The sequence below is a fragment of the Streptomyces atratus genome (assembly GCF_014648655.1).
Classification (GTDB): domain Bacteria; phylum Actinomycetota; class Actinomycetes; order Streptomycetales; family Streptomycetaceae; genus Streptomyces; species Streptomyces atratus.
This window is the reverse complement of sequence record NZ_BMRN01000063.1, coordinates 1-19,456: the sequence shown is the minus strand read 5'-3', so window position 1 is coordinate 19,456 and position 19,456 is coordinate 1. Positions and strand designations below refer to the sequence as shown.

General features: G+C 69.8%; 19 protein-coding genes and 1 pseudogene. 8 read left to right on the top strand and 12 right to left on the bottom strand.

Features of this window, described 5'->3' with window-relative positions; translation table 11 throughout:
• The first annotated feature begins 381 nt into the window (after window positions 1-381).
• From IEZ15_RS39520 to IEZ15_RS39510, 3 genes are all read left to right on the top strand, one after another.
• Entirely contained in the window at window positions 382-1,275 is an 894-nt protein-coding gene (locus IEZ15_RS39520; RefSeq protein ID WP_189281838.1) for an RNA-binding protein, read from the top strand.
• A gap of 339 nt (window positions 1,276-1,614) precedes the next feature.
• Window positions 1,615-1,764 carry a hypothetical protein gene (locus tag IEZ15_RS39515; RefSeq protein WP_189281837.1) on the top strand — a complete coding sequence of 50 codons (150 nt, stop codon included), beginning with the start codon at window positions 1,615-1,617 and terminating at the stop codon, window positions 1,762-1,764.
• A gap of 192 nt (window positions 1,765-1,956) precedes the next feature.
• Window positions 1,957-2,556: a TIGR03086 family metal-binding protein gene (locus IEZ15_RS39510; RefSeq protein WP_189281836.1), complete on the top strand. Its 600-nt coding sequence runs from the start codon at window positions 1,957-1,959 to the stop codon at window positions 2,554-2,556.
• A 211-nt stretch (window positions 2,557-2,767) separates the two neighbouring features.
• Here IEZ15_RS39510 and IEZ15_RS39505 read toward each other — a convergent pair whose 3' ends face one another.
• The 3 genes and pseudogenes from IEZ15_RS39505 to IEZ15_RS39500 all read right to left on the bottom strand — a co-directional run bounded on the left by IEZ15_RS39505 (window position 2,768) and on the right by IEZ15_RS39500 (window position 4,270).
• The gene (locus IEZ15_RS39505; RefSeq protein WP_189281835.1) at window positions 2,768-3,217 is read right to left on the bottom strand and encodes a hypothetical protein; all 450 of its coding nucleotides are present in this window, start codon (window positions 3,215-3,217) and stop codon (window positions 2,768-2,770) included.
• A 239-nt stretch (window positions 3,218-3,456) separates the two neighbouring features.
• Window positions 3,457-3,618: pseudogene (locus IEZ15_RS45830) on the bottom strand (IS5/IS1182 family transposase); the annotation flags it as partial.
• 406 nt (window positions 3,619-4,024) lie between these two features.
• Entirely contained in the window at window positions 4,025-4,270 is a 246-nt protein-coding gene (locus IEZ15_RS39500) for a hypothetical protein (RefSeq protein WP_189281834.1), read from the bottom strand.
• Between the two features lie 126 nt (window positions 4,271-4,396).
• Between IEZ15_RS39500 and IEZ15_RS46590 the strand changes: the two genes are divergently transcribed.
• Window positions 4,397-4,525: a hypothetical protein gene (locus tag IEZ15_RS46590; RefSeq protein ID WP_268250495.1), complete on the top strand. Its 129-nt coding sequence runs from the start codon at window positions 4,397-4,399 to the stop codon at window positions 4,523-4,525.
• Window positions 4,526-4,558: 33 nt separating this feature from the next.
• On the opposite strand, the gene IEZ15_RS39495 is transcribed toward IEZ15_RS46590, so the two are convergent.
• Complete coding sequence (locus tag IEZ15_RS39495) at window positions 4,559-4,957, bottom strand: hypothetical protein (RefSeq protein WP_308427494.1); 399 nt, start codon at window positions 4,955-4,957, stop codon at window positions 4,559-4,561.
• A 57-nt stretch (window positions 4,958-5,014) separates the two neighbouring features.
• Here IEZ15_RS39495 and IEZ15_RS39490 point away from each other — a divergent pair, with 57 nt between their 5' ends.
• Entirely contained in the window at window positions 5,015-5,278 is a 264-nt protein-coding gene (locus IEZ15_RS39490; RefSeq protein ID WP_189281832.1) for a hypothetical protein, read from the top strand.
• 343 nt (window positions 5,279-5,621) lie between these two features.
• On the opposite strand, the gene IEZ15_RS39485 is transcribed toward IEZ15_RS39490, so the two are convergent.
• The 5 genes from IEZ15_RS39485 to IEZ15_RS39465 form a co-directional block, all read right to left on the bottom strand.
• Window positions 5,622-6,341 (bottom strand): IS6 family transposase, encoded by a 720-nt coding sequence (locus IEZ15_RS39485; RefSeq protein ID WP_373302729.1) that lies wholly within the window; start codon window positions 6,339-6,341, stop codon window positions 5,622-5,624.
• Window positions 6,342-6,620: 279 nt separating this feature from the next.
• Window positions 6,621-7,337 carry a zf-HC2 domain-containing protein gene (locus IEZ15_RS39480; protein ID WP_189281830.1) on the bottom strand — a complete coding sequence of 239 codons (717 nt, stop codon included), beginning with the start codon at window positions 7,335-7,337 and terminating at the stop codon, window positions 6,621-6,623.
• A complete protein-coding gene (locus IEZ15_RS39475) occupies window positions 7,334-7,906 on the bottom strand; it encodes a sigma-70 family RNA polymerase sigma factor (protein WP_072489594.1) in 573 nt (190 codons plus the stop codon). The genes IEZ15_RS39480 and IEZ15_RS39475 overlap by 4 nt, the downstream gene beginning before the upstream one ends.
• 121 nt (window positions 7,907-8,027) lie before the next feature.
• The gene (locus IEZ15_RS39470; RefSeq protein ID WP_229846441.1) at window positions 8,028-9,026 is read right to left on the bottom strand and encodes a DUF1996 domain-containing protein; all 999 of its coding nucleotides are present in this window, start codon (window positions 9,024-9,026) and stop codon (window positions 8,028-8,030) included.
• Between the two features lie 87 nt (window positions 9,027-9,113).
• Window positions 9,114-10,052, bottom strand: a complete 939-nt coding sequence (locus IEZ15_RS39465; RefSeq protein ID WP_189281829.1) for a CHRD domain-containing protein — start codon at window positions 10,050-10,052, stop codon at window positions 9,114-9,116.
• A gap of 215 nt (window positions 10,053-10,267) precedes the next feature.
• Between IEZ15_RS39465 and IEZ15_RS39460 the strand changes: the two genes are divergently transcribed.
• The 3 genes from IEZ15_RS39460 to IEZ15_RS39450 all read left to right on the top strand — a co-directional run bounded on the left by IEZ15_RS39460 (window position 10,268) and on the right by IEZ15_RS39450 (window position 11,899).
• Window positions 10,268-10,738 carry a COG4315 family predicted lipoprotein gene (locus IEZ15_RS39460; RefSeq protein ID WP_072489592.1) on the top strand — a complete coding sequence of 157 codons (471 nt, stop codon included), beginning with the start codon at window positions 10,268-10,270 and terminating at the stop codon, window positions 10,736-10,738.
• Between the two features lie 126 nt (window positions 10,739-10,864).
• Window positions 10,865-11,197 (top strand): hypothetical protein, encoded by a 333-nt coding sequence (locus IEZ15_RS39455; RefSeq protein WP_189281828.1) that lies wholly within the window; start codon window positions 10,865-10,867, stop codon window positions 11,195-11,197.
• Between the two features lie 78 nt (window positions 11,198-11,275).
• Window positions 11,276-11,899: a hypothetical protein gene (locus tag IEZ15_RS39450; RefSeq protein WP_189281827.1), complete on the top strand. Its 624-nt coding sequence runs from the start codon at window positions 11,276-11,278 to the stop codon at window positions 11,897-11,899.
• Window positions 11,900-12,072: 173 nt separating this feature from the next.
• Here the strand turns inward: IEZ15_RS39450 and IEZ15_RS39445 are convergent, their stop codons facing one another.
• The 3 genes from IEZ15_RS39445 to IEZ15_RS39435 all read right to left on the bottom strand — a co-directional run.
• Window positions 12,073-16,479: an FtsK/SpoIIIE domain-containing protein gene (locus tag IEZ15_RS39445; RefSeq protein WP_189281826.1), complete on the bottom strand. Its 4,407-nt coding sequence runs from the start codon at window positions 16,477-16,479 to the stop codon at window positions 12,073-12,075.
• Window positions 16,480-16,596: 117 nt separating this feature from the next.
• Window positions 16,597-16,893 carry a WXG100 family type VII secretion target gene (locus IEZ15_RS39440; RefSeq protein ID WP_189281825.1) on the bottom strand — a complete coding sequence of 99 codons (297 nt, stop codon included), beginning with the start codon at window positions 16,891-16,893 and terminating at the stop codon, window positions 16,597-16,599.
• A gap of 98 nt (window positions 16,894-16,991) precedes the next feature.
• Window positions 16,992-19,456, bottom strand: a 2,465-nt coding sequence (locus IEZ15_RS39435; RefSeq protein WP_229846440.1) for a beta strand repeat-containing protein, incomplete at its 5' end; no start/stop codon positions are given.

The following is a 19,456-nucleotide window of genomic DNA, read 5'->3' as shown; positions in this document are numbered from 1 at the left end:
TAGCCGAACGAGAAGACGCAGCCGCACCCCCAGTCTCCCTCCGACAGGAGGTCCAGGCCCTGAAAGCTGTCGAGCGCCGGCACCGCCAAGAGCACGCGCGCGAGGTGCGGGAGCTACGCTCCTCGATCAACGTCCTCGCACAGCAGGTGCAGCTCCTCACACTGGAGAACCAGCGTCTCTCCAAGGCAGCCAACCGGAACGATCGCGTTACTCGCATCGATTGCCGCTGATCGATTCGGCCTGATTCGGCAAGCTATCCCGCTTGCAGAAGGTGATCTCGATGGCCATCCTCGAAGGCGGCGATGCGCCGGCCCCCGCCCTACGCTCCCGATCACGAGATCGGCCGCTGAGCGAGCATCGTCAACAACCACGGGGAGCAACGTGCCGCCTTTCGTCTACCGGATCACCAAGTACGACCCTGCCGACCGCGACGAGCACGGCAGCTACATCGGCGCTGAGGACACGACCAGCGACCACGGACCGGTCGAGGCTGCATATCTGCAAGCGGTTGCCGCCTTCGCCGAGGACACCGGCATCGACCACCTGGCCATTCGTGAGCCAGGGATCTCCGGCCTTGCCCACTTCGGCCTGGAGCCGGCGGTCGACGGCCATGGCCTTGTCGAGCTCTTCCCACCCGACCTCAGTGGGTTCCACGACGGTTCGGAGGTGCCCCTCTCCGTCAGTCTGGAGCTGGTCCGTGTCATGCTCCGCGACAACGGTGCCTGGTGCCGTCTGGCGGTGGAGGACAAGTTCGACGTGCAGGTCGGTTGGGACCAGTACGTGTACGTCAGCAGCGACAAGCGCTGTGAGCGCGCCGTTGCCCGCACCCGGGCTCTCGGTCTCTTCCCGGAGCGGCTGGAGACCTCGCCCTACGACGCGGACTCCGGCGAGCCCGGCGTGCAGCGGCCCGCCGACGAGGACTTCTGGGCCCGTCTGCGCTGGTCCATCGCCATGCGGCACGCAGCGATATTGGAGGAGGGGTATCTCCACAATGCCTCCCGCTGGCACCGCCTGACCGAAGACACACTCGATGCGGTACGCGCCCGACTCACCCCGCGTGCCCAGTTGACCGTCTGGCCTGACCTGTCCACCGATGTCGACGCGGTCCTCGCCTCGCTTCCCGACGAAGGTCCGGTGGAGTTCGTATGGGAGGACGAGAACGGGGCTCTCTCCAGCACGATGGCCGACGAATCCGACTACAAGGAGCTGGCCGCCCGCGTGGCAGGCGCCCGTGCTGCCACGGCGGCTCCGGGTCAGGCTGTGCGGGCGAGGTGAGAGCGGGCATCGGATCCTCGGTTCTCCGGCCGGCGGCCGGGTCGGTGAGCTGGACCAGGTCGCGCGCCGCTGCGCACGAACCAGTGGCCACCGTGAGGAAGACCCCCTTGTCCGCTGTCTGATCACCCCGACCGGACAGCGTCCCCTATGCCCCAGAAACGCCTTGACCAGGCTGATCTATCCGCGACTGGCACCACATCCGCGTCCCGGGTCTGCCGGATCCGGCGGGGAGGGAGACTTCTCCCTCCCCGCGGCCGGACTCTGTCCACAGGGCCGCGGTTCGAGGGTGGCTTCGAGGTCGCCGCGATCAGTGGGGCGGCCCGTATGTGAGGAGCTGTCATGCCCGAGAACACCGTCACCGCGCCGCTCGCTCCGATGGCACCGGACGACATCGCCAGCGCCTTCGCCTACATCCGGGCGATGCAGGCCGGGGACATCGACACCGCCTGCGCGGTCATCGAGGACACGGGTGGCTTCGTTGATCTCTAGGAACAGCGTTTGTCGACTGGTTTCGGAGTCACTTGCTGATCAGTGGGGCCGTGCATGTCGACGAGAAGTGACGGCACTACTGGCTCAGTCCAGGAGACCCGCCTTTCGGGCAAGTGGCCGGCGGGCGTGCCTCCGGGGCTCGGCGGCTGATTTCCGCCAGCACGCCGCCTTCTGCACTCCTACGCTGCGGCCATGTCATACCGCTTCGCTGGAATCATCGACCGCTATCTACTCTCCGGTTCCGAGTTCACCCACAGGCTGCGCGCGGTACGGGCCGAGCAGTGGACGGCACCCACCCCCTGCGCAGAGTGGGACGTACGCCACCTCGTCAACCACATGACCCGGGGAAACCTCAACTACGTCTCTCTGCTGGATGGCGGCTCGGCCGCCGACTTCCTCCAGCTCCGGGACGAGGACGCTCTGGGCAGCGATCCGGTGGGTGCCTACATCCGGTCGGTGCGGGAGTGCGCCGAGGCGTTCCGGAGGCCGGGCGCCCTCCAGCAGACTCTCGACTACGCTCTCGGCCTGGTGACCGGAGAACAGGCCCTCGCAGTCCGCACCACGGACGCGACCATTCACACCTGGGACCTGGCCCGAGCCGTCAACGCTCCCGAGAAGCTCGATCCTGAGCTCGTCGCCTGGATCGAAGAGCACCTCGCCGAAATTTACGCCGGCTTGGCGGAGTCGCCTGTCTCCGCCGACACTACCCACCGCTTCTTCGCCGCCCCAGGGGCTCCACCCGTGGCCGGGGAGGCCCGCCAAGCCCGGTTGCTGCGTCTGTTTGGCCGCTGAGCGAAGGAAAGGGCGCAGCAGATCCAATTGTCAGAGTGTCCACACCGCCGGGGTCACCTCATCTTCGGGCCGCCCCCCCTGGCGGGCCATCTGCCGCACAGCGTGGGAGACGGGGAATTCAAGGGCTGCTCGAAGTAACCGCTCTCGCTGCCGCGGGCAGGCTCCGCGTCCGGTTCCAGCCGCGCAGCCTGCTCATTGTGTCGGACGTTCGTCAGCAAGTGACCGGAACGTCCAGGGTCACCGGGCTGGAGGGATAGCCGAGGGCGGATGAGGTGAACTCGGCGTGGACGGTCGAGCCGCAGGGGACGGTGCCGCCGACGCCACGGACCTGGGTGGTCGCGGCTTGGAAACGGACCGGCTGCACCAGGTGGCCGAGGGAGGTGCCGCCGACGGCGTTGCCGGTGAGGGTCGTGGTCAGGTCCTTGACCGGGAGCGTGGAGCCCGGGCTGGGCGGGCCCGCCAGGCTTATCTGGCCGTACAGCTGCACGCTGTTGCCGGTGACTTCGGCGCACACCTTGGTCGACAAGCCCACCCGGAGGGCGGACGGACCGCACGTCACGGTGGTGGCAGTGGTGGTGGGGGCGTGTGCGGCGGTGGCCGGGGCCGCGCCGAATAAGGCCAGGCCCGCGGCCGCGGTGGCGAGCAGAGCGATACGAGACATGAGGGTAGTTCTCCCTGTTCAGAGGCGTCGTTCATAGGCATCACTGATGCACTCAGGATGCAGTTACAATGTGACATTGCACTGAACGTCAGTATGTGTGGAGGTGGCGTGAAGGTCAACTCCCATACCTCCATGGGATCTTCACGCCCTCACCTTCCCCTTGTCCCGCCGAGTTACGGGTACGGCTACACCGAGCACACCGCTCCCGCGACGGGCATCCCGGAGATCGGGGCCACGCAGATGGGCGTTCCCGAGAATGTCGTGCCGCCGTCGGCGACCGTCATGGTGCGGGCCGACGGCGGCCTTCGCACCGGATTCCACCCACGCCGTGCAGTCGTTGTGGTTGCGGGCAGGGGCCAGCCGGCCACGACGACGAGCCGGGTGTCAACATCGATGACGATTGACCCCGACCGTCACTTCAAAAGAGCCGCACCTTACTCAGATCCTGGTGTGGTGAGCACTCCGCTGCGGTGCAACATGCCTGTTGCACGTCTGCTTGCCCCCGTTGCCCCGTGACCTGCAACCATGCACTCGATCCAACTCGTCGCCCCCGCGCGACACTGGCGGAAGAACGCCCGGCATGGTCCGCACACTGCGCCCGCGGCGGGCCGACCGCTTCGCCATCAGCAGTTGGCGCGCCAGTAAGCTCCACTGCGCACCCTCTGCCGGGTTCCCCGCGGCCCTCCGTATCTGGCCCGCCTCGAGCATTGCCAACCGTGTCTTGCCGTACAGCGCGTCTGTCAGTGACGAGGCTGTTCCGTGGACCCGGACCGCGCCTGCTGAGCCTCTTGGACACAGCACCAGCCGTCAGTCAGCGCTTTCGTCTGTCAGGCGTGCGACGTACAAGCTGGCCCGACTGCTGCCGAGCGAGATCCTGCCGAGCTGTATAAGCAGCGCCGCGTCGCACGGTATCAACACCTGCTCCGCCTGCGCACCGCGTGTGGGAGCCAGCGACACGAGACCGACGCTCTTGCCTTCCCACCGAGCCCACATGCGCAGGCTGGGCCAGGCAACCGCCTGATCGAGGGCAGGATGGTCGTGTTTCGCGTCCACGCGCCGGGCTCCAAAGTGTCGGGCTCCGAGGTGTTCTCACTCAAACTACGCGGGCCTGCGCCGGACAAGGAACCGAGAAGGCCGACTTCCCGAGCTCAGAAAACCGGCCCTCGGCGCTTCGTTGCGATGCGGTGGCTACTCCTGCTTCGGGAGCCGGACCGCAACGGCCCTGTCGATCTGCTGGAGGGTCGACCCGATCTCCTGGATGAGCAGGACCTCGCCGCGGCCAACTGCATCAGCGAAGCCACCGAGTAACGAGCTCGCAAGGGCTGTCCCGCCATGTTCTCGTTACCAGCAGAGTCGTGGGTCCTGTTCGTGCTCGGGGGAGTGCTGCGATAGCGCCTCTGCGTCCGGTCCGTCCGTTCGTTGTAGGTATCCGGGTCGGGGACTGTCGCCCCACCACGGCGGTGGCGGCGTGTGAACCCGCTGTGTGCGCGGGATCGATACCTCGACCAGCACCCCATCATGGAACATCCACAGCCCGAAGCAATCGTCGTCTTCGTCGTGGAGCATGACCTGCACGCACTCCGGGTTGTTCCACGGCAGCGCCTCCAGGTCCGCGAGGACCCCGCGGCGCTGGCTCTCGCGGAAGAACTCGAGATACCACCCGCCGACAAACCAGTCCGGTATCCGCTCGAAACGGCCGCGCCAAGTACGCGTCTCGTCGACCCGCGTCAGCGGCTCCATCACCTCGTCCTCGTACCGTGCAAGGACTAGCACCTGCGCCATTCTGCTCATGAGGGCATGTCATCCCGCAGAACGGTCGAGTGGCAAGTTCGTTTCGACGCAGCGGCCAAGCTCTTCGAGGAGCGCGGCGACAAGGCGCTGCTGCGCCGGACCGCGACCGACGACCGGATCGACCAGCTGTGGGTGTCGGCGCCACTGCGCGACACGATCATCAACTACGCCCTGCTCGACACCCCGGAAGATGCCTCGGACCATCATGGGCTGGTCGTGCGCATCGACCTCGACCGGGCGCGGACCGACAACATGTGGGAGTACAAATAATGACCGACCCCATGGCGCCGGATGACATCCTCCGCGCATGCGGCTACCTGGAAGCGGTGTGGCGCGACGCCGAGACCGACACGGCCGCGCTCCTCCGGCACGAACCCGGGGAAACCCCGACAGCGATCCTGCTGACCGAGCTCGGCGAGAACATCATGCAGCAGCTGCTACCCGCCCAGGCCGGGATCCACAACGGCATGCCCGACCACGAACTCGCGGCCGCGGCAGAGAAAATGCGCACCGACCCGACCGTGCAGGTCTCCAGAGGGCGTTGTCACGTTGTCGGGGGTATAGGCGTCTGGCGGTGCGTCAGGGCGTGGTCGAGGCGGCTGTTGGCTGTCGGTCAGGCCGTGGCGGGCAGGCCGGCGGCGCCGGTGATCTGGTCCCAGATCGTGAAGCGGACGGTCATCTCGAGGCGGTGGTCGGGTGCGGTGCGGTGGTAACGGCCGGGTCGGAAGTGGGGCGAGATGCCGCTGAACGCGGCCAGGAATCTTTGGGCGCCACCGACGCTGCGGAAGCCCTTCATCGCGCGCTCGCGCTGCCTGGTGGGCTGGTGCGAGTTCTCCGCCCGGTTGTTCAGTCCTTTGTGGGAGCGGTGCTCGACCGAGGGCATCACCTCGCGGTGGGCGGCGCTGTAGGAGCGGAGTTTGTCGGTGACGACCACCCGCGGCACCGTGCCGGTCTCTTTGAGGAGTCTGCGGAAGAAACGCCTGGCCGCGGCCTTGTCGCGGCGGTTCTGGATCAGGATGTCGAGCACGTTGCCGTCGACGTCGATGGCCCGCCACAGGTACTTCACCTCGCCGTTGACCTTGATGAAGACCTCGTCCAGGTGCCATTTATCGCCGGGCCGAGGACGGCGGCGCCGCAGGCCGTTCGCGTAGGCCTGGCCGAACTTCAGGCACCACTGGCGCACCGTCTCGTAGGACACCATGACGCCGCGCTCGAGCATCAGCTCCTCGACCTCGCGGAAGCTGAGCGGGAACCGGAAGTACAGCCAGACGCAGTGGGAGATGATCTCCACCGGGTACCGGTGCCCCTTGTACGACGGCGGCGTACTGCCCACGGACAACCCCCTCCACCATGATCAACCCGAAGATCATCCCACCCGTCAGCCAACGTGACAGTGCCTCTGCGCGTCATGGCTCCCGCCCGCATGACGGACGAGCCTCCGCTCCTCGAACCGGACAATGCTGGGTACGACCGAGGCGTGCCGGGCGGATCGTGATCGCAGGCGCCGCCATCAGTGAGGCCGCTCCGACGGGGAACGGCCTCACTGATCTGTTCGCCACACCGATCCGTACACCACCCGGCAGGTCGCGGTCCACGTCCGGGCCCGCGGGGTTCAGACGTCGACGGACACGTACTCCTTGCCCTTGTCGTTCTCGATCACGACCTTCTGTACGTCGTCCATGGGGACGGCCGCCGAGCCGTCGAGGTTGGCACCCTTCTTCTCGTCGACGACGAGCCAGCTGCCCGCGATCTCGCGGCTGCCGTCCTTCGCGACGACCACCACGCGGCAGCGCTCGCCCGCCGGGATGCCCATGGCCGAGACGTTGAGGCGGATCCAGTCGACGGCCGGGGTCACCCGGAGCCTCATCTCGCTGCCGGTCGAGGCACTGCGGCCCTCGACGACCTTCATGCCGCCCGGCTGAGCCGGTGGCACGGTCGCCGCGACCGAGGGGGCCGGGGGGATCGCCTCGTGGGTGCGTTCGCCGGTGTTCTGGCCGATCAGGACGCCGCCACCGAGGACGGCTGCCGCCGCGACCGCCGCGACCGCGCCCAGGACCGCTCTTCGCCGCAGCGTCTGCCCGGCGCGTTCGCTGCGGACCTGCCTCAGCGTGCGCTGGAGCAGCAGGTCACCACCTTCCGGGGGCCCGTCGAGGAACGCCTCCGGGGGTACTTCGCCGAGCGCGGACTCCATGTCCCGCAGCCCGTCCAGTTCGTCGCGGCACTTCTGGCACGACGCCATGTGTTCGTCGACGGTTCGCACCTCCTGCTCATCGAGCGCGCCGAGGACGTAGGCGCCGAGCAGTTCACTGTCATGTTCCTTGGTGCTCACACCGCCACCCCCTTCAACGCCACCAGCTTCACTGCCTTCGGTCTGTCCGCGTACATGTCCCGCAGGGCCTTCAACGCATAGTGTGACCGGGACTTGACCGTCCCGGGTGGTATCCCGAGTCTGTTCGCCGCCTCGGCAACGCTCCTGCCCTGGAAGTAGATTTCCATAAGCACGTCCCGGTGGTCCGGGGAGAGCCGGTCGAGCGCCTCCATGACGACCATCGAGTCGACCACGGCGTCCGCGTGGTCCTGCTCGACGGGCTGGGTGGTCACCGACTCGGCGACCTCCGTGGGGCGCGCGGCCTTGGCCCGGTACCGGTCCGTGATGATGTTGCGGGCCACGGTGAGCAGCCAGCCACGCACCGAGCCCTTGCCGTTGACCAGCGCGTCCGGGTGTTTCCAGGCCCGGATCAAGGTTTCCTGGACCACGTCCTCAGCGGCGCTGCGATCACCGGTCAGGCGTTGTGCGTACGCGAGCAGGGCTCTGCCGTGTTCCTCGTAGAGGGACCGGATCAGTGCCTCGTCACCGGTGTCCTGTCTCTGCCGACTGCGGGACCACAATGCCGCCATCCATTCTCTCCGTCCTCTCCTGGGCCAATGCGCTGAACACGGACGGCGGGCCGGGCCGGTTCAATCCGGGGCGGATGTGAACTGAATCACAGGCCAGTCGGGGCGTCGTGCGAGGGCCTGGTCACCCGGACTTGCACTGCCGGTCCTCGTTGATGCAGCGCACCAGCTCCGCCATGCGGTCCCCGGTCATCACGTTCACGAACATCGCGTGGTCGGTGATCGGATCGCGCAGCTGCTCCGGGAAGGAGTCGACGGCGAACGGCGTGCCCTCCGGGAGTTCATAGGTAAGGGTGACGCGCAGTTGCGGCACAGGGAACGTGGCCCGCGGGCAGGTGCCGTCGGCGGCGGGGAACTGTGCGTGCGCGCGGTGGTCGGGGCTGTCGGTAGCGAGGCCGTTCCAGCAGCTCGGGAAGTCCAGGGTGCGGGTCGGTCCGCTGCCTTGCGGGCAGCGTGCATAGTTCTGGGTGAACCGGTCCGGGTAGCCGGAACAGCCCCACTGGGCACGGACGTTCGCTCTGTCCGTGGTGGCCGCGACCGGGTCGCCCGTGATCAGCCGCATGAAGCGGGGCATGCCGACGACCGAGCTGACCGGGTTGCCGCGGAACTCCACCCGCACCGAGGAGGCGGTGACGACCTCGCCGGTGTTGCCGTGGGCGCCGACGCCGGCCTTGTGGGCGTCACCGGTGCGGTCGAGGCGGCGCAGCACCGGCCAGTAGTACGTGGACCGGTCACCGCCCGCGCAGGTGGTGTCGGCGGCGGCCAGACTCCGATCGGTGGACAGTGCGTCGGTGGAGAGATTGCCGACGTAGTCGTGGGTGTGGTGGGCGCCGTTCACGACGCCCGGGGAGATCACGACGTTGTCCATGTTGTAGTGGCCCTGTTCGTTGCGTCCGCAGTCGACGGTGTACGAGCCGGTGGACGCGTCGGGTCCGGCTGCGGGCGCCCGGGTCGGCAGAACGGTCCCGATGTCCACGTACTTGTCGTCGGCGGGTGCGCCGGACACCGTGGCGGCCCTGCCGGCGCCGAACGTCATGACGCCCAGGAACACGATCAGCCCGAGCGTCACGGGCAGAATCCCCCAGAACAGAAGGGAGTTGGGGAAGGGCAGCTTGATGCGCACGGAAGCAGGGTGTCACCGGGGGCCGGGGCAATCAAGATTGCCCACAAGCCACCCGCGAAACCTCCGTCAACCCCTTGCCGGTGAGCGTCAGCGGAACAACTGCCCTCTTACGGCGCCGTCGGGGAACTCCTGGGTGTGCACGTTCGAGTAGAAGCCGGTCGGGCTTCCCTTGAGGCGTGCGATGACCTCGGCGTCGGGGACGCTGACGCTGCCAGAGATCGCGAAGACGTTCTTCGGTACGGGAGTGACGAACAGCGGAAGCCGTACGTCGCCGTTCTCGCCGAGCACCCCCTCGTGGATGTGTCCGGCCAGCGGCGCTCCGATGTTCACCCAGGCCATGGAGTAGTCGACGCGGTCCGTCCTCGGGTGCAGGAACGTGGTGCTGTGCCCGTCCGGGTCGCCCACCTTGCCGGGGTCGTCGCCCGCAACTTCCTGGCCACCGTCCGCGAGCGCGCGCAGCTTTCCTCCCCTGATGATGCTGAGCGGGTTCACCGGCTTCTCCAGGATCCGGAGCCGGCCGCGCACCGCGCCGCCGGGGAACTCCTCGGAGTGCAGGTCGACGTAGAAGCCGCCGGGATCGGTGCGCAGCTGCCGGGCGAGCGCGGCGGAGGACATCGAGGTCTGCCCGGCGGCGGAGTTCACCGAGGCGGGCATGGCCGTGCCGAACAGCTCGGCCTTCACCCCGCCGTCGCTGCCGGGCCGGCCCCGGTGGAGGTGGCCGCGGGTCGGCCTGCCGATGCCGTTCCAGGTGAGGGCGAAGGTGACGCGGTCGCCCCTGACCTTGACGAGCGCGACGGCCTTGCCGTCCTGGTCGCCCGCGGTGGGCCCGTCCTGGTCGCCGGTGAGCCGGGCGACCAGGGAGACGGCCGGTGCCTGCGCCGCTTCGGCGGTGGCCGGTGAGACTCCGGCGCCACGGGAACCCCCGGCGTCGGGGCCGTCCTCGGCCGACGCCGGGGTCGTACCTGCGAAACCGGTGAGACCGGCGACGAGCACGGCGGCGGCCGCCGCAACAGTGAGCCTGCGCATGTCTTTCGTCCTTCCGGGAGTGGGGCTTGCGTTCGGGCCCTTCGCGTCGACGAACGAACGGACAGGCCGAGCGGTTCAACGCGCCCGCGATCCGCGTTGTCGGGGGCCGGAGGGCTGAAGGGGCGGCGCGCGCTGAACCCGGAGGGCAGGCAGCACGTGTGGGCACGGGGCACTCACCCCGTCGCGTTTCACGATGTACGAGAGAGGTCATCACCATGCGTGCACGCAATGCTCTTTTCGCGATCCCGCTGGCCCTGGGACTTGTCGCCTGCGGTGCCGGGAACGACGGCGACACCAGCGGCGGCAGGAGGCCGGTCAAGACCGCGCCCGGCACCGAGGTCACCGTGGCGGACGTCGGACTCGGCTCCATCCTGGTCGACGGCAAGGGCCGCACCCTGTACGCCTTCACCAAGGACAAGGACGCCGCAAGCAACTGCGACGCGGAGTGCATCGCCGTATGGCCCGCGCTGACCAGCCCCGCCCCCGCCACCGCGGGCCAGGGCATCAGGAGGTCGCTGCTGCGCGAGGCGAAGCACTCGGGGGGTGCCGTCCACGTAACGTACGGGGACTGGCCGCTGTACTACTACGTCGGCGACACGGGGCCCGGTGACGTCAATGGGCAGGGCCTGGACGGCGAGTGGTTCGCCGTGGCACCCGACGGCAAGCTCGTCCGCAAGGCCGCGTGACCCTCCCTGCGGCTCCGCCTCCCGTACGCCCTTGATCCGGCGGGCCGTTGAACCGTCCCGCGTCCACGGTCGTTCCTGGAGCGGGGCGGGACATGCCCGCCGGACGACGCGTACGAGGGAGGAGCCTTGGCCGAGATCGAGATGCCGGGAGACGAGGTGCAACGTCTCGGTGAACTTCTGGGCCGGGTGATGGATCTCATCGACACCCGGCCCTCGGGCTACGACCCCGAGGACGTCGGCCCGCCACTGGTGCGCCCCGGCACCAACTTCGACGACGCGTGGAAGGACGGGCGCGTGCAGGTCAAGCGGAACAGCAAGGACCTCAAGGACGCCTGCGAGGCCATCGTGAAGGCCTTCGAGGAGTTCGACACCAAGATGGGCTCTTCGCTGAAGGAAGGCGGCGGCAAGGGCGGTGGCGGCGACGCACCGCCCGCCGGGAAAGCCGCCCGGCCGTCCTAGGACGACGGCCTCATCGATCCCCCCGTCGGCCCGGCCCAACACGAGCCCGGCCCGAAACGAACTGAGGAGCACGGTCCCATGACCACTGGTTCGCACACCTTCGGGATCGCCATCCCGGAGAACTGGACGGAGTACGACCTGCACGGCGACACGCTCGCCGAGCGCCGCGCCGAGATGCTGCGGCACGCTCCGCAGAAGGAGACCCGGGACGCCATCAACCACACGTTCCGCAGCGCGCGGCGCATCATGGAGGGCGCCCGCAGGCGCGGCGCCGTCTACGCGGCCGGCACCACCGCCATGTACGAGGACGGCCTGCTGATGGCCGGGCTCATGGTGTTCAGCGTGAAGCCGCCGCCCGGTGAGGACTTCTCCGCCAAGGGCATCGCCGAGCAGTTCTCGGCCACCGGGCGGCGCCGCGAGAACACCACCCGGACCCTCACGACGGCGACGCTGCCCGGTGTCGGTCCGGTCGGCCGGATGGCCGGCATCGAGGAGACGGAGATCGCCGACGGTGTCTCGTACAAGATGGTGGTGACGCACACGTTCGTGCCGGTTCCCGGTGGTGAGCGGGTCCTGGTCATCACCTGCTTCAGCCCGAACATCCCGCTCGCCGAGCCGCTGTACGACCTCTTCGACGCCATCACGTCGACGTTGGCCTTCGGCGAGAAGGAGCCGCTGGCCGCCGGCGCGGCGACCACCTGATCGACGCCGGCCTCGCGGAGGGCCCGGCCGTTCCTGGGAGGAACGGCCGGGCCCTCTTCTTCGCGTGTGCCGGAGGCCGGAAGGCCTCCGCTCCCCCGGTGGCCGGACGGGAGCGGAGGCCGGGCCTTGCTCTGTGGTGCGGTACGCGGTGGTGCCGTACGCCGTGCGGTCGGTCAGTCGATCGTCGTCGCGGGCACTCGGACCGTGGTGAAGCGGCCGTCGCCGAGCTGCAGGTGGGCGCGGCCGGGTTCGCTGTCCTGTCCCATCAGGCCTCGTGGCAGGCGGGCGCCGACGAGTTCGCCGTCGCCCATCAGGCGGGGCGCGAGCAGGGCGCCGCAGCGGTTGCGGCGTACGGCGGCCTGCCAGCCGCCGATGCCGCCGAGCAGCGCCTCGTTGTTGCCGGCCATGATCAGGCCCCAGCCGTCCCCGGCGCTGCCACGGGCGAGCGCGACGAAGTCGGTGTCGAGCTCGGAGTTGATCATCATTTCGGCATCGTCGACGAGGATGGCTCCGGCGGGGCTGTCCACCTTGCCGAGTGCGGCGCGGAAGTCGGCGACCGCGACGTCGGCGTCGGTGAAGACCTCCACGACACCGGGCTGTCCGGCAAGGTGGCGCAGCGGCGAGTTGCGCGGCGCGATGACCACGATCTTCGTGCCGGACGCGGTCAGCGACTTCGCCATGGTGAGCAGCACCGTGCTGCGGCCCGACCTCGGCGGACCGGCGACCACGAAGGACGGCACCTGCGATAAGTCGGTGCCGATGGCGGCGAGTTCGTCGCCTCCGACGCCGATCATCGCCCACAGCGGGGAGACGGTGTGCGGCCTGCGGGCGAGGGCGTCCGCGAAGTCCAGCTCGTCGGGCAGGACATCCACGCGGAACGGCCTGCGCTCGGCGGGCACGTCGGCGTCGCGTTCCCTGACCCGTTCGGCGAGTACGCCGAGCGCCTGGGCCTGGCCCGCGCCGGTGGCGTCGGTGCGGGCGCTGCCGTCGCTGCCGTCGCTGCGGGGGATCAACGCGATCTGAGCGCTGTTGGTGTCCTTGGCGAGGACACCGCGACCGGCCGGGAGGTCCTCGGGGACGTCGCGGGAGTGGAGGCCCACCATGGAGTAGTCGGTGCGGTCGTTGAGGCGCAGGACCAGCTTGTCCTCGGTGGTGGAGGAGAACCGGTTCTGGCCGAGGATGCGGTCACCGGTCAGGACCAGGTGCAGGCCGACGCTCGCGCCCTCGCGCATCAGCAGGGTCATGGCGTCCATCAGGCTGCCCTGGTCGTAGTTGGCGAAGTCCCGCTCGAACGCCTCGAACCGGTCGACGAGCAGCAGGACGTGCGGGGGCCGCTCCGGCTCGGGCAGGACGCGGCGCAGCTCGGTGAGGTCGGCGACGCCCCGCCTGCCGAGGAGTTCACGGCGTCGCCCGACCTCGGCGACCAGGCGGTTCAGGAGGCGGGCCACCCGCTCGACCTGCCCCCGGTCCACCACGGCACCGCAGTGCGGCAGCCCGGCGAGGGCCTGGAGGGCGCCGTTGCCGCAGTCGAGTCCGTACAGGTGGACGTCGGCGCAGCCGTGCGCGCCGGTGAGAGCGGCGGCGAGGGTCCGCAGCGCCTGGGAGCGGCCGCTGCGCGGCGAGCCGATGATGTACAGATGGCCCATCTCGTCGAGATCGAAGGCGAGTTGACGCTGCGCCTGCTCGGTGGGCACGTCCACGAGGCCGTACGCCACCGGGGTGAGCCGCCTGTCCTCGGCCGCCTCGGGCCACGCGGGCAGGTCGGCGAGGGTGAGGATGCCGGGCAGCGGGGGCAGCCAGGGGCGGCGGGCGGGGGGTACGGAGAGCTGGGTGGCCGCGTCGCGTACCGCGTCGACCAGGACCGACAGGTCGGTGACCGGCTGGAAGGTGTCCTCCTGGGCCTGGGGCCTCGGCATCGGGGCGCCGAGGGCCTCCCAGTGGAGTTCGGTGAGCACCGGCGCCGGGCGGCCCTCGTCCGTGGCCGACGCGTCGAGGCGGCGGCCGCCGATCCGGCCTGTCTGGAACGGCAGCAGCGCCGCGTGGCCGAGCCTGGCGTGGGCGCGGCCGGGGGTGCGGGGCGAGAGCTGCCCGGAGTCGGGGGCGTCGATGATGTCGCGGCTCTCGCCCGTGTCGGTGGTGCGCAGCGCGATCCGCAGGTTGGTGTTGGCGCGGATGTCGGCGGTGACCGCGCCGGAGGGCCGCTGGGTGGCGAGGATCAGGTGGATGCCGAGGGAGCGGCCCCGCTGGGCGATGTTGACGAGTCCGGAGACGAAGTCGGGGAGTTCCCGAACCATCGACGCGAACTCGTCGATGACGAGGACGAGCCGGGCCATGGGGGCGAGTTCGGGATGGCGGGTGCGCTTGTCGGTGTAGTCGTCGATGTCCTTGGCCCCGGCCTCCGCGAGGATGTGCTCGCGTCGCTTCAGTTCGGCGCCGAGGGACACCAGGGCCCGTTCCACGAGGTGGGTGTCCAGGTCGGTGACCATGCCGACGGTGTGCGGCAGCTCCTCGCACTCGGCGAAGGCGCTGCCGCCCTTGTAGTCGACGAGCACGAAGTTCAGCTCGTCCGGCCGGTTGGCGACGGCGAGGCTCGCCACGAGGGACTGAAGCAGTTCGGACTTGCCGGATCCGGTGGTGCCCGCGATCAGGCCGTGCGGCCCGTCGGCGGCCAGGTCGACGGCGAACGGACCGTCCACGCCCTCTCCGAGCACGGCGCGGGTGCTGCGGGCGGCGATCACCCAGCGCGCGGCGACGGCGTCGGGGGTGGGCGGTTCGAGACCGAGTACGTCCAGGAGCCGGGCGGAGGCAGGCAGCAGGCTCTCGTCGGCGTCGTCGCCCACGTCGCGGATCGGCGCGAGCGCGCGGGCCACGCCAACGCACCAGGAGCGGGTCGGCGCGTCCATGCGGACCTCGTCGACAGGGTCGGCGCTGTCCTGCTCGGCGCGCAGCCACTTCGGCCCGGCCACGGCCACGGCGCGGCACTCCTCGGGCAGGAGCCTGGCCTCGTCGTCCACGCACAGCGCGTACACGCCGACGGCCGGTCCGTCGCGGAGGATCTGGATGACGCCGGGCAGGGAGCGCAGTCTCCGGGCACCGTCGAGGACGACCAGGACGTCGGGTTCGCCCGCGGCGCCGCCGCGCGGTGCCCGGTCGCCGGCCCCCTGCCGGGCGGCGATCACGGCGGTGAGTTCGGCGATGCGGCGGCCCACGGACTCGGCGCTCGCGCCGACCAGGGAGATGGTGTCCTCGCCGAGGGGCGCGCAGTGCGGCAGCCAGTGCACCCAGGACCAGCGGTCCGCGCCACTGGTGCCGGAGAGTACACAGATCCGCAGGTCGGATGGGCTGTGCAGGACGGCGGCCTGGGCGATCAGCCAGCGCACCAGCGGCTCGGCGGTGGCGCCGCCGGCGACGCCCATGACGCCGGCGGCGCGCAGCGGCACGGTCACGGGCACGGCGTGCGTGGTGCGGTCGACCCTGCGGCGGTGTTCCGGCTCGGCGGGGTCCTGGAGCTCCACGTAGGCGGGGCGGTCGGCGACGCCGAGCCGCATCAGCAGGAAGTCGCTGTCGCGCCAGCGACGCTCCCACAGCCGCTGACGCGGGCCGGTGGCGATCAGGAGGGCCGACGCCGGGTCCGGGGCGGCGAGGCGCCGGGCGTGCTGTTCGGCGAGAACCGCCTCGTCCACGTCCTGTTCCAGTGCGGCCTTCTTCTCCTCGTACTCCTTGAGCTGATCCTCGTAACTCTCCTTGCCCCGACGCTTGTTGGAGAACTGGGAGATGAGGGCGACGACCGGGGAGAGGAAGCCGAAAACCAGGAATCTGGGGTTGTTGAAGATGACGAACGAGACGCCGGCCATCATCAACGGTGCGAAGATCAGCATGAGTTGGAGCTTGTTGCGGGTGGGTTTGCCGGGCGGCACGGGGAGCTGGAAGCGGTTGTTGACGGGCGGGGGCAGCAGCCGGGGCGGCCGGTTGTAGTCGAGCCCGACGCCGTCGTCGGAGGGCTGGAGGGCGGCGTCGGGCACGGAGGGCGCGGCCAGTTCGAGCAGGGCCGGGCCGACGGCGAGGACGCCGCCGAGCGGCCATGTGGTCCAGTCCCGAACCTCGGTGCCGTCCCGTGTGACGCCGTCCTGGTCGACGGAACGTACGGTCGCGGTGGAGTCGGCGTGTACCTTCAGGCGCGCCGCGGTCTTCGCGAGCCTTTCGGCACGCAGCTGGATGCGGCAGGACGCGGCGGAGCCGATCTCGTAGTCGCCGGGCGGCAGCCGGAACACCACTCCCGCGTCGGCGCCGCCGACGCCGCGCAGTTCCACCACGCCATCCGGCTCCGGGCCCGCCTCGGGTGCGGGGGCGTCCAGGGACAGCAGGCTGCCGGAGCGCAGGGCGGCGGCGGCCATCGGCTGGTCGGCGGGGAGCGGGGTGGCCCCGTGGTACAGGACGGGCGGCGCTTTCGGGATGCCGCCGCGCAGCCGCCGGTGCAGTTGCTCGGCGAGCTCGCCCGCGGGGGCCTCGGGGTCGGCTTCGATCATGATGTCCGCGGTCTGACCCTGCTCCGGGTCGACGGCGGTGACGGTCAGACGCATCGTCAGTGCTCCTTGGGCACGGGGGTCACCAGGGGTTGCCAGGGGTGCGGGAATGTCGGCCGGGCCGGGCCGGACCGGAGAGGGAGCCGGCCCGGCCCGGCCGACGTCCGCGCGGGGTCACTTGCGGAGGCTGGCACCCATCTCGGAGTCGAACTGGGTCATGCCCTCGCCGTACTTCTTGATGTACTCGGAGATGCCCGTGAGGCCTTCGGTGACCTTGCCGTAGTTGTCCGTGTACTCCTGCACGAAGGGCTGGAAGTCGTTCCTCGCCGACGGGGTGTTGTAGCCGTCGGCGGTGAGCGCGTCCAGATCGGCCTTGATCTTGTTGAGCTGGGCGACCGCGATCTCGTACTCGTTCATGGTCTGCGTGGCGGCGGCGCCGGTCTTCTCGTCGTTGACGATGTAATCGGCCATCGGAATGTCTCCCGTTTCCAAGTCGGTTGTGCGGATGGGTGTTTCACGGACCATTTCGTGGACCCGCGCCCTACACACGGCGGGTGCGCCCAATCGGTTCAGACCTTGATGGGGGCTTCTTCCGGCGGATTCGCCAATTCGGTGTCCTGGTTGGAGTTGACGGCGCCGATGGTTTTCGTGGGAAGCGAGGCGAGGGGCACCTCGGGTCCCTTGGTCTTGAATCCGTGGTCGTTCTCGACCTTCTTGCCGGCCAGGGAATTGCCCACGCCGTAGCCGAGTTTGATGCCCGCGTTCTCCAGGGTGGTCTGTGCGTCGGCGCCGTTGGCGCCCACCTCGTAGCCGACGCTGACGGCTTGGCCGACAGCGCCCTTGAGGATGCTGGTGAGGGCCTCGTAGCCGTATTCATGGAGCTCGGTGACGGAGGTGGGGCCACCCGCGTAGGCGTGGTAGTCGTGGATCGGGGTGTGCTGCTCGTTGAAGGAGCCGTTCGCGTCGACCTCGGTGAGGGTCTTGCCGTTGGCGTCCTTCACCTGCACCGAGCCGTTGTTGTTGACCAAGACGTCGAACGTGGTCTGGTTGCCGTTGTTGTCGGTCGTGGTGACGGTGCCTTCCACGCCGTCCTTGGTGACGGTGAACGTGGTGTTCTCGCCGCCCGCGGCGTTGCTGAACGTGGTGGTGCCGTCCGGGTTCTGCGTGATGGTGACGTTGCCCCCCTGGCTGGTGGTGGTGGCGGCACCGTTGGCGAAGGTGGTGGTGGCGCCGCCGCCGTCGGGGGTGACGACGGGCGCCGTGCCCTGCCCGCCGGTGACGGTGGTGTTGTTGCTGAACGTGACCTGCGGGGGTAGGGCGGGCCCCTGCTGTCCTGCTCCGGGTTGCGCCGCCGGAGTCACGCCGGGCCCGGTGAGGGTGCCGTCCGGTCCGACGGTGACCTTGTCGCCGGGCTGGTTGCTGCCGGGCACGGACACGTCGAAGGAGCCGTCGCCGTTGGCCTTCACGTCGAACGGGCCGCCGTGGACGGTGGAGTCGTCCTTGCCGCCGACCGGGACGTCCGCGGAGGGCCCGCCGCCGTTGCCGCCCACCGTGAAGGTCTCGGGGCCCGGCGCGGGGCCGTTATTGTAGGGGTTTTGCGGGCCGTCCAGGATGTCGGACTTCTGGCCCGGCGTACCGGCGTTCTCCACGTCGCCGGGGCTCTTGCCGAGGGTGCTGTTGCCGGTGTCGACGCCGGTGTTGCCGCCGTAGAAGCCGTCGTGGTGCACGACGGGGCCACCCCCGGGCGTGGGCACGGTGATGCCGCTGTTGCCGTCGCCGGTAACGGTGCTGATGGTGGTGTCGCCGGGGTTGTTGCCGATGGGGTTGCCCGCCGTGTCGACGGGAAGTTGGGTGACCGGGTCGACGTGGGTGCCGGAGGGGCCGAGGCCGGTGACGCCGCCGGGCGCGAAGGTGCCGGTGGCCGGTCCGTACGTGACGGAGAACTCGCCCTCGGGTCCGCCCGCGTTCGGGCCGTGCACGACGGTGCTGCCGGGTTCGTGGATCGGGTCGGCCCCCTGCGTGGTGATCGTGGGGCCGTCCGGGCCGTTGGACAGGGTGTTCTGGCCACCTGTCATGTCCGGTTTGCCGAACAGGCCCCAGCCCTCCTGCTGCGGGGTGTTCACCGTCACCTGGGTGTTGGTGCCGGTGATGCCGGCGCCGCTCGGCGAGTTGTCCACCGTGGCCTGGCCGTTGTTGTCGACGGTGTGGCTGACGCCGGAGTCGTGGTGGACGGTGGTGGTGGCCGGGCCGGTGCCGTCGTTGCCGATGGTGGTCGTGAACCCGTCGGCGGTGAACGTGGTGGTCTGCCCGTCCGACGAGATGGTGGCGCCGTTGTTGTTGGTGATCGTGCTGGGGGCCGGTGCGGGTGCCGGTGCGCCACCTGCGGCCGGCGGGCCGCCCGCGGGGTTCGGGCGCGGCGGCACCTTCGCCTCGGCCCCGTCGGGGGTGTGTACGGTGATCGTGCCGTCGGGTCCCGAGTTGACGGTCGTGGCCGGACCGCCGGGTGTCTGATGGTGGGTGAAGGTGACGTCGCCGCCCGGGTCGACCGTGGTGCTGACGCCCTGGGTGTCGACGCCGTTGGTGCCGACATCGGCCTGCGCACCGCCGGCTCCGGTGTCGGTGAAGGTGGCCACGGGGTTGTTGTTGGCGTCGGTGTTGGAGGTGATGGTGACCGGGCCGCTGGTGACCGTGCCGGTGTTGTCCACGCCGAAGTTGCCGTTGTTGTCGGCGGCGGTGGTGCCGTTCGCCCCCGTGACGACGGTGCTGTTGGGGCCCGCTGGGGCGTTGTTGCTGATGGTGCCGTCGTTGTTGATCGTGCTGTTCGCGGTGTTGGTGCCGTTGACGTCCGTCTGGGCGCCGTTCCCCGTCAGGGTGGTACTGCTGCCGCCGGAGGTGGTGACCTGCGTCGGGTTGGCTCCGTCGGCCGGATGTACGGTGACCGAGGCGGGCCCGCCCTGCGGTCCGACCGTGGTCGGGCCGTTTCCGCCCGTACTCACCGACGTACCGTTCTGACTGACGGTCGTGACGCCGTTCG

Bases quoted from the DNA above. Each gene is read 5' to 3' on its own strand.
- IEZ15_RS39515 (WP_189281837.1), top strand. From the start codon at position 1,615: ATGCCCGAGAACACCGTCACCGCGCCGCTCGCTCCGATGGCACCGGAC.
- IEZ15_RS39510 (WP_189281836.1), top strand. From the start codon at position 1,957: ATGTCATACCGCTTCGCTGGAATCATCGACCGCTATCTACTCTCCGGT.
- IEZ15_RS39505 (WP_189281835.1), bottom strand. From the start codon at position 3,217: ATGTCTCGTATCGCTCTGCTCGCCACCGCGGCCGCGGGCCTGGCCTTA.
- IEZ15_RS46590 (WP_268250495.1), top strand. From the start codon at position 4,397: ATGCGGTGGCTACTCCTGCTTCGGGAGCCGGACCGCAACGGCCCTGTC.
- IEZ15_RS39495 (WP_308427494.1), bottom strand. From the start codon at position 4,957: ATGGAGCCGCTGACGCGGGTCGACGAGACGCGTACTTGGCGCGGCCGT.
- IEZ15_RS39490 (WP_189281832.1), top strand. From the start codon at position 5,015: ATGTCATCCCGCAGAACGGTCGAGTGGCAAGTTCGTTTCGACGCAGCG.
- IEZ15_RS39475 (WP_072489594.1), bottom strand. From the start codon at position 7,906: ATGGCGGCATTGTGGTCCCGCAGTCGGCAGAGACAGGACACCGGTGAC.
- IEZ15_RS39465 (WP_189281829.1), bottom strand. From the start codon at position 10,052: ATGCGCAGGCTCACTGTTGCGGCGGCCGCCGCCGTGCTCGTCGCCGGT.
- IEZ15_RS39460 (WP_072489592.1), top strand. From the start codon at position 10,268: ATGCGTGCACGCAATGCTCTTTTCGCGATCCCGCTGGCCCTGGGACTT.
- IEZ15_RS39450 (WP_189281827.1), top strand. From the start codon at position 11,276: ATGACCACTGGTTCGCACACCTTCGGGATCGCCATCCCGGAGAACTGG.
- IEZ15_RS39445 (WP_189281826.1), bottom strand. From the start codon at position 16,479: ATGCGTCTGACCGTCACCGCCGTCGACCCGGAGCAGGGTCAGACCGCG.
- IEZ15_RS39440 (WP_189281825.1), bottom strand. From the start codon at position 16,893: ATGGCCGATTACATCGTCAACGACGAGAAGACCGGCGCCGCCGCCACG.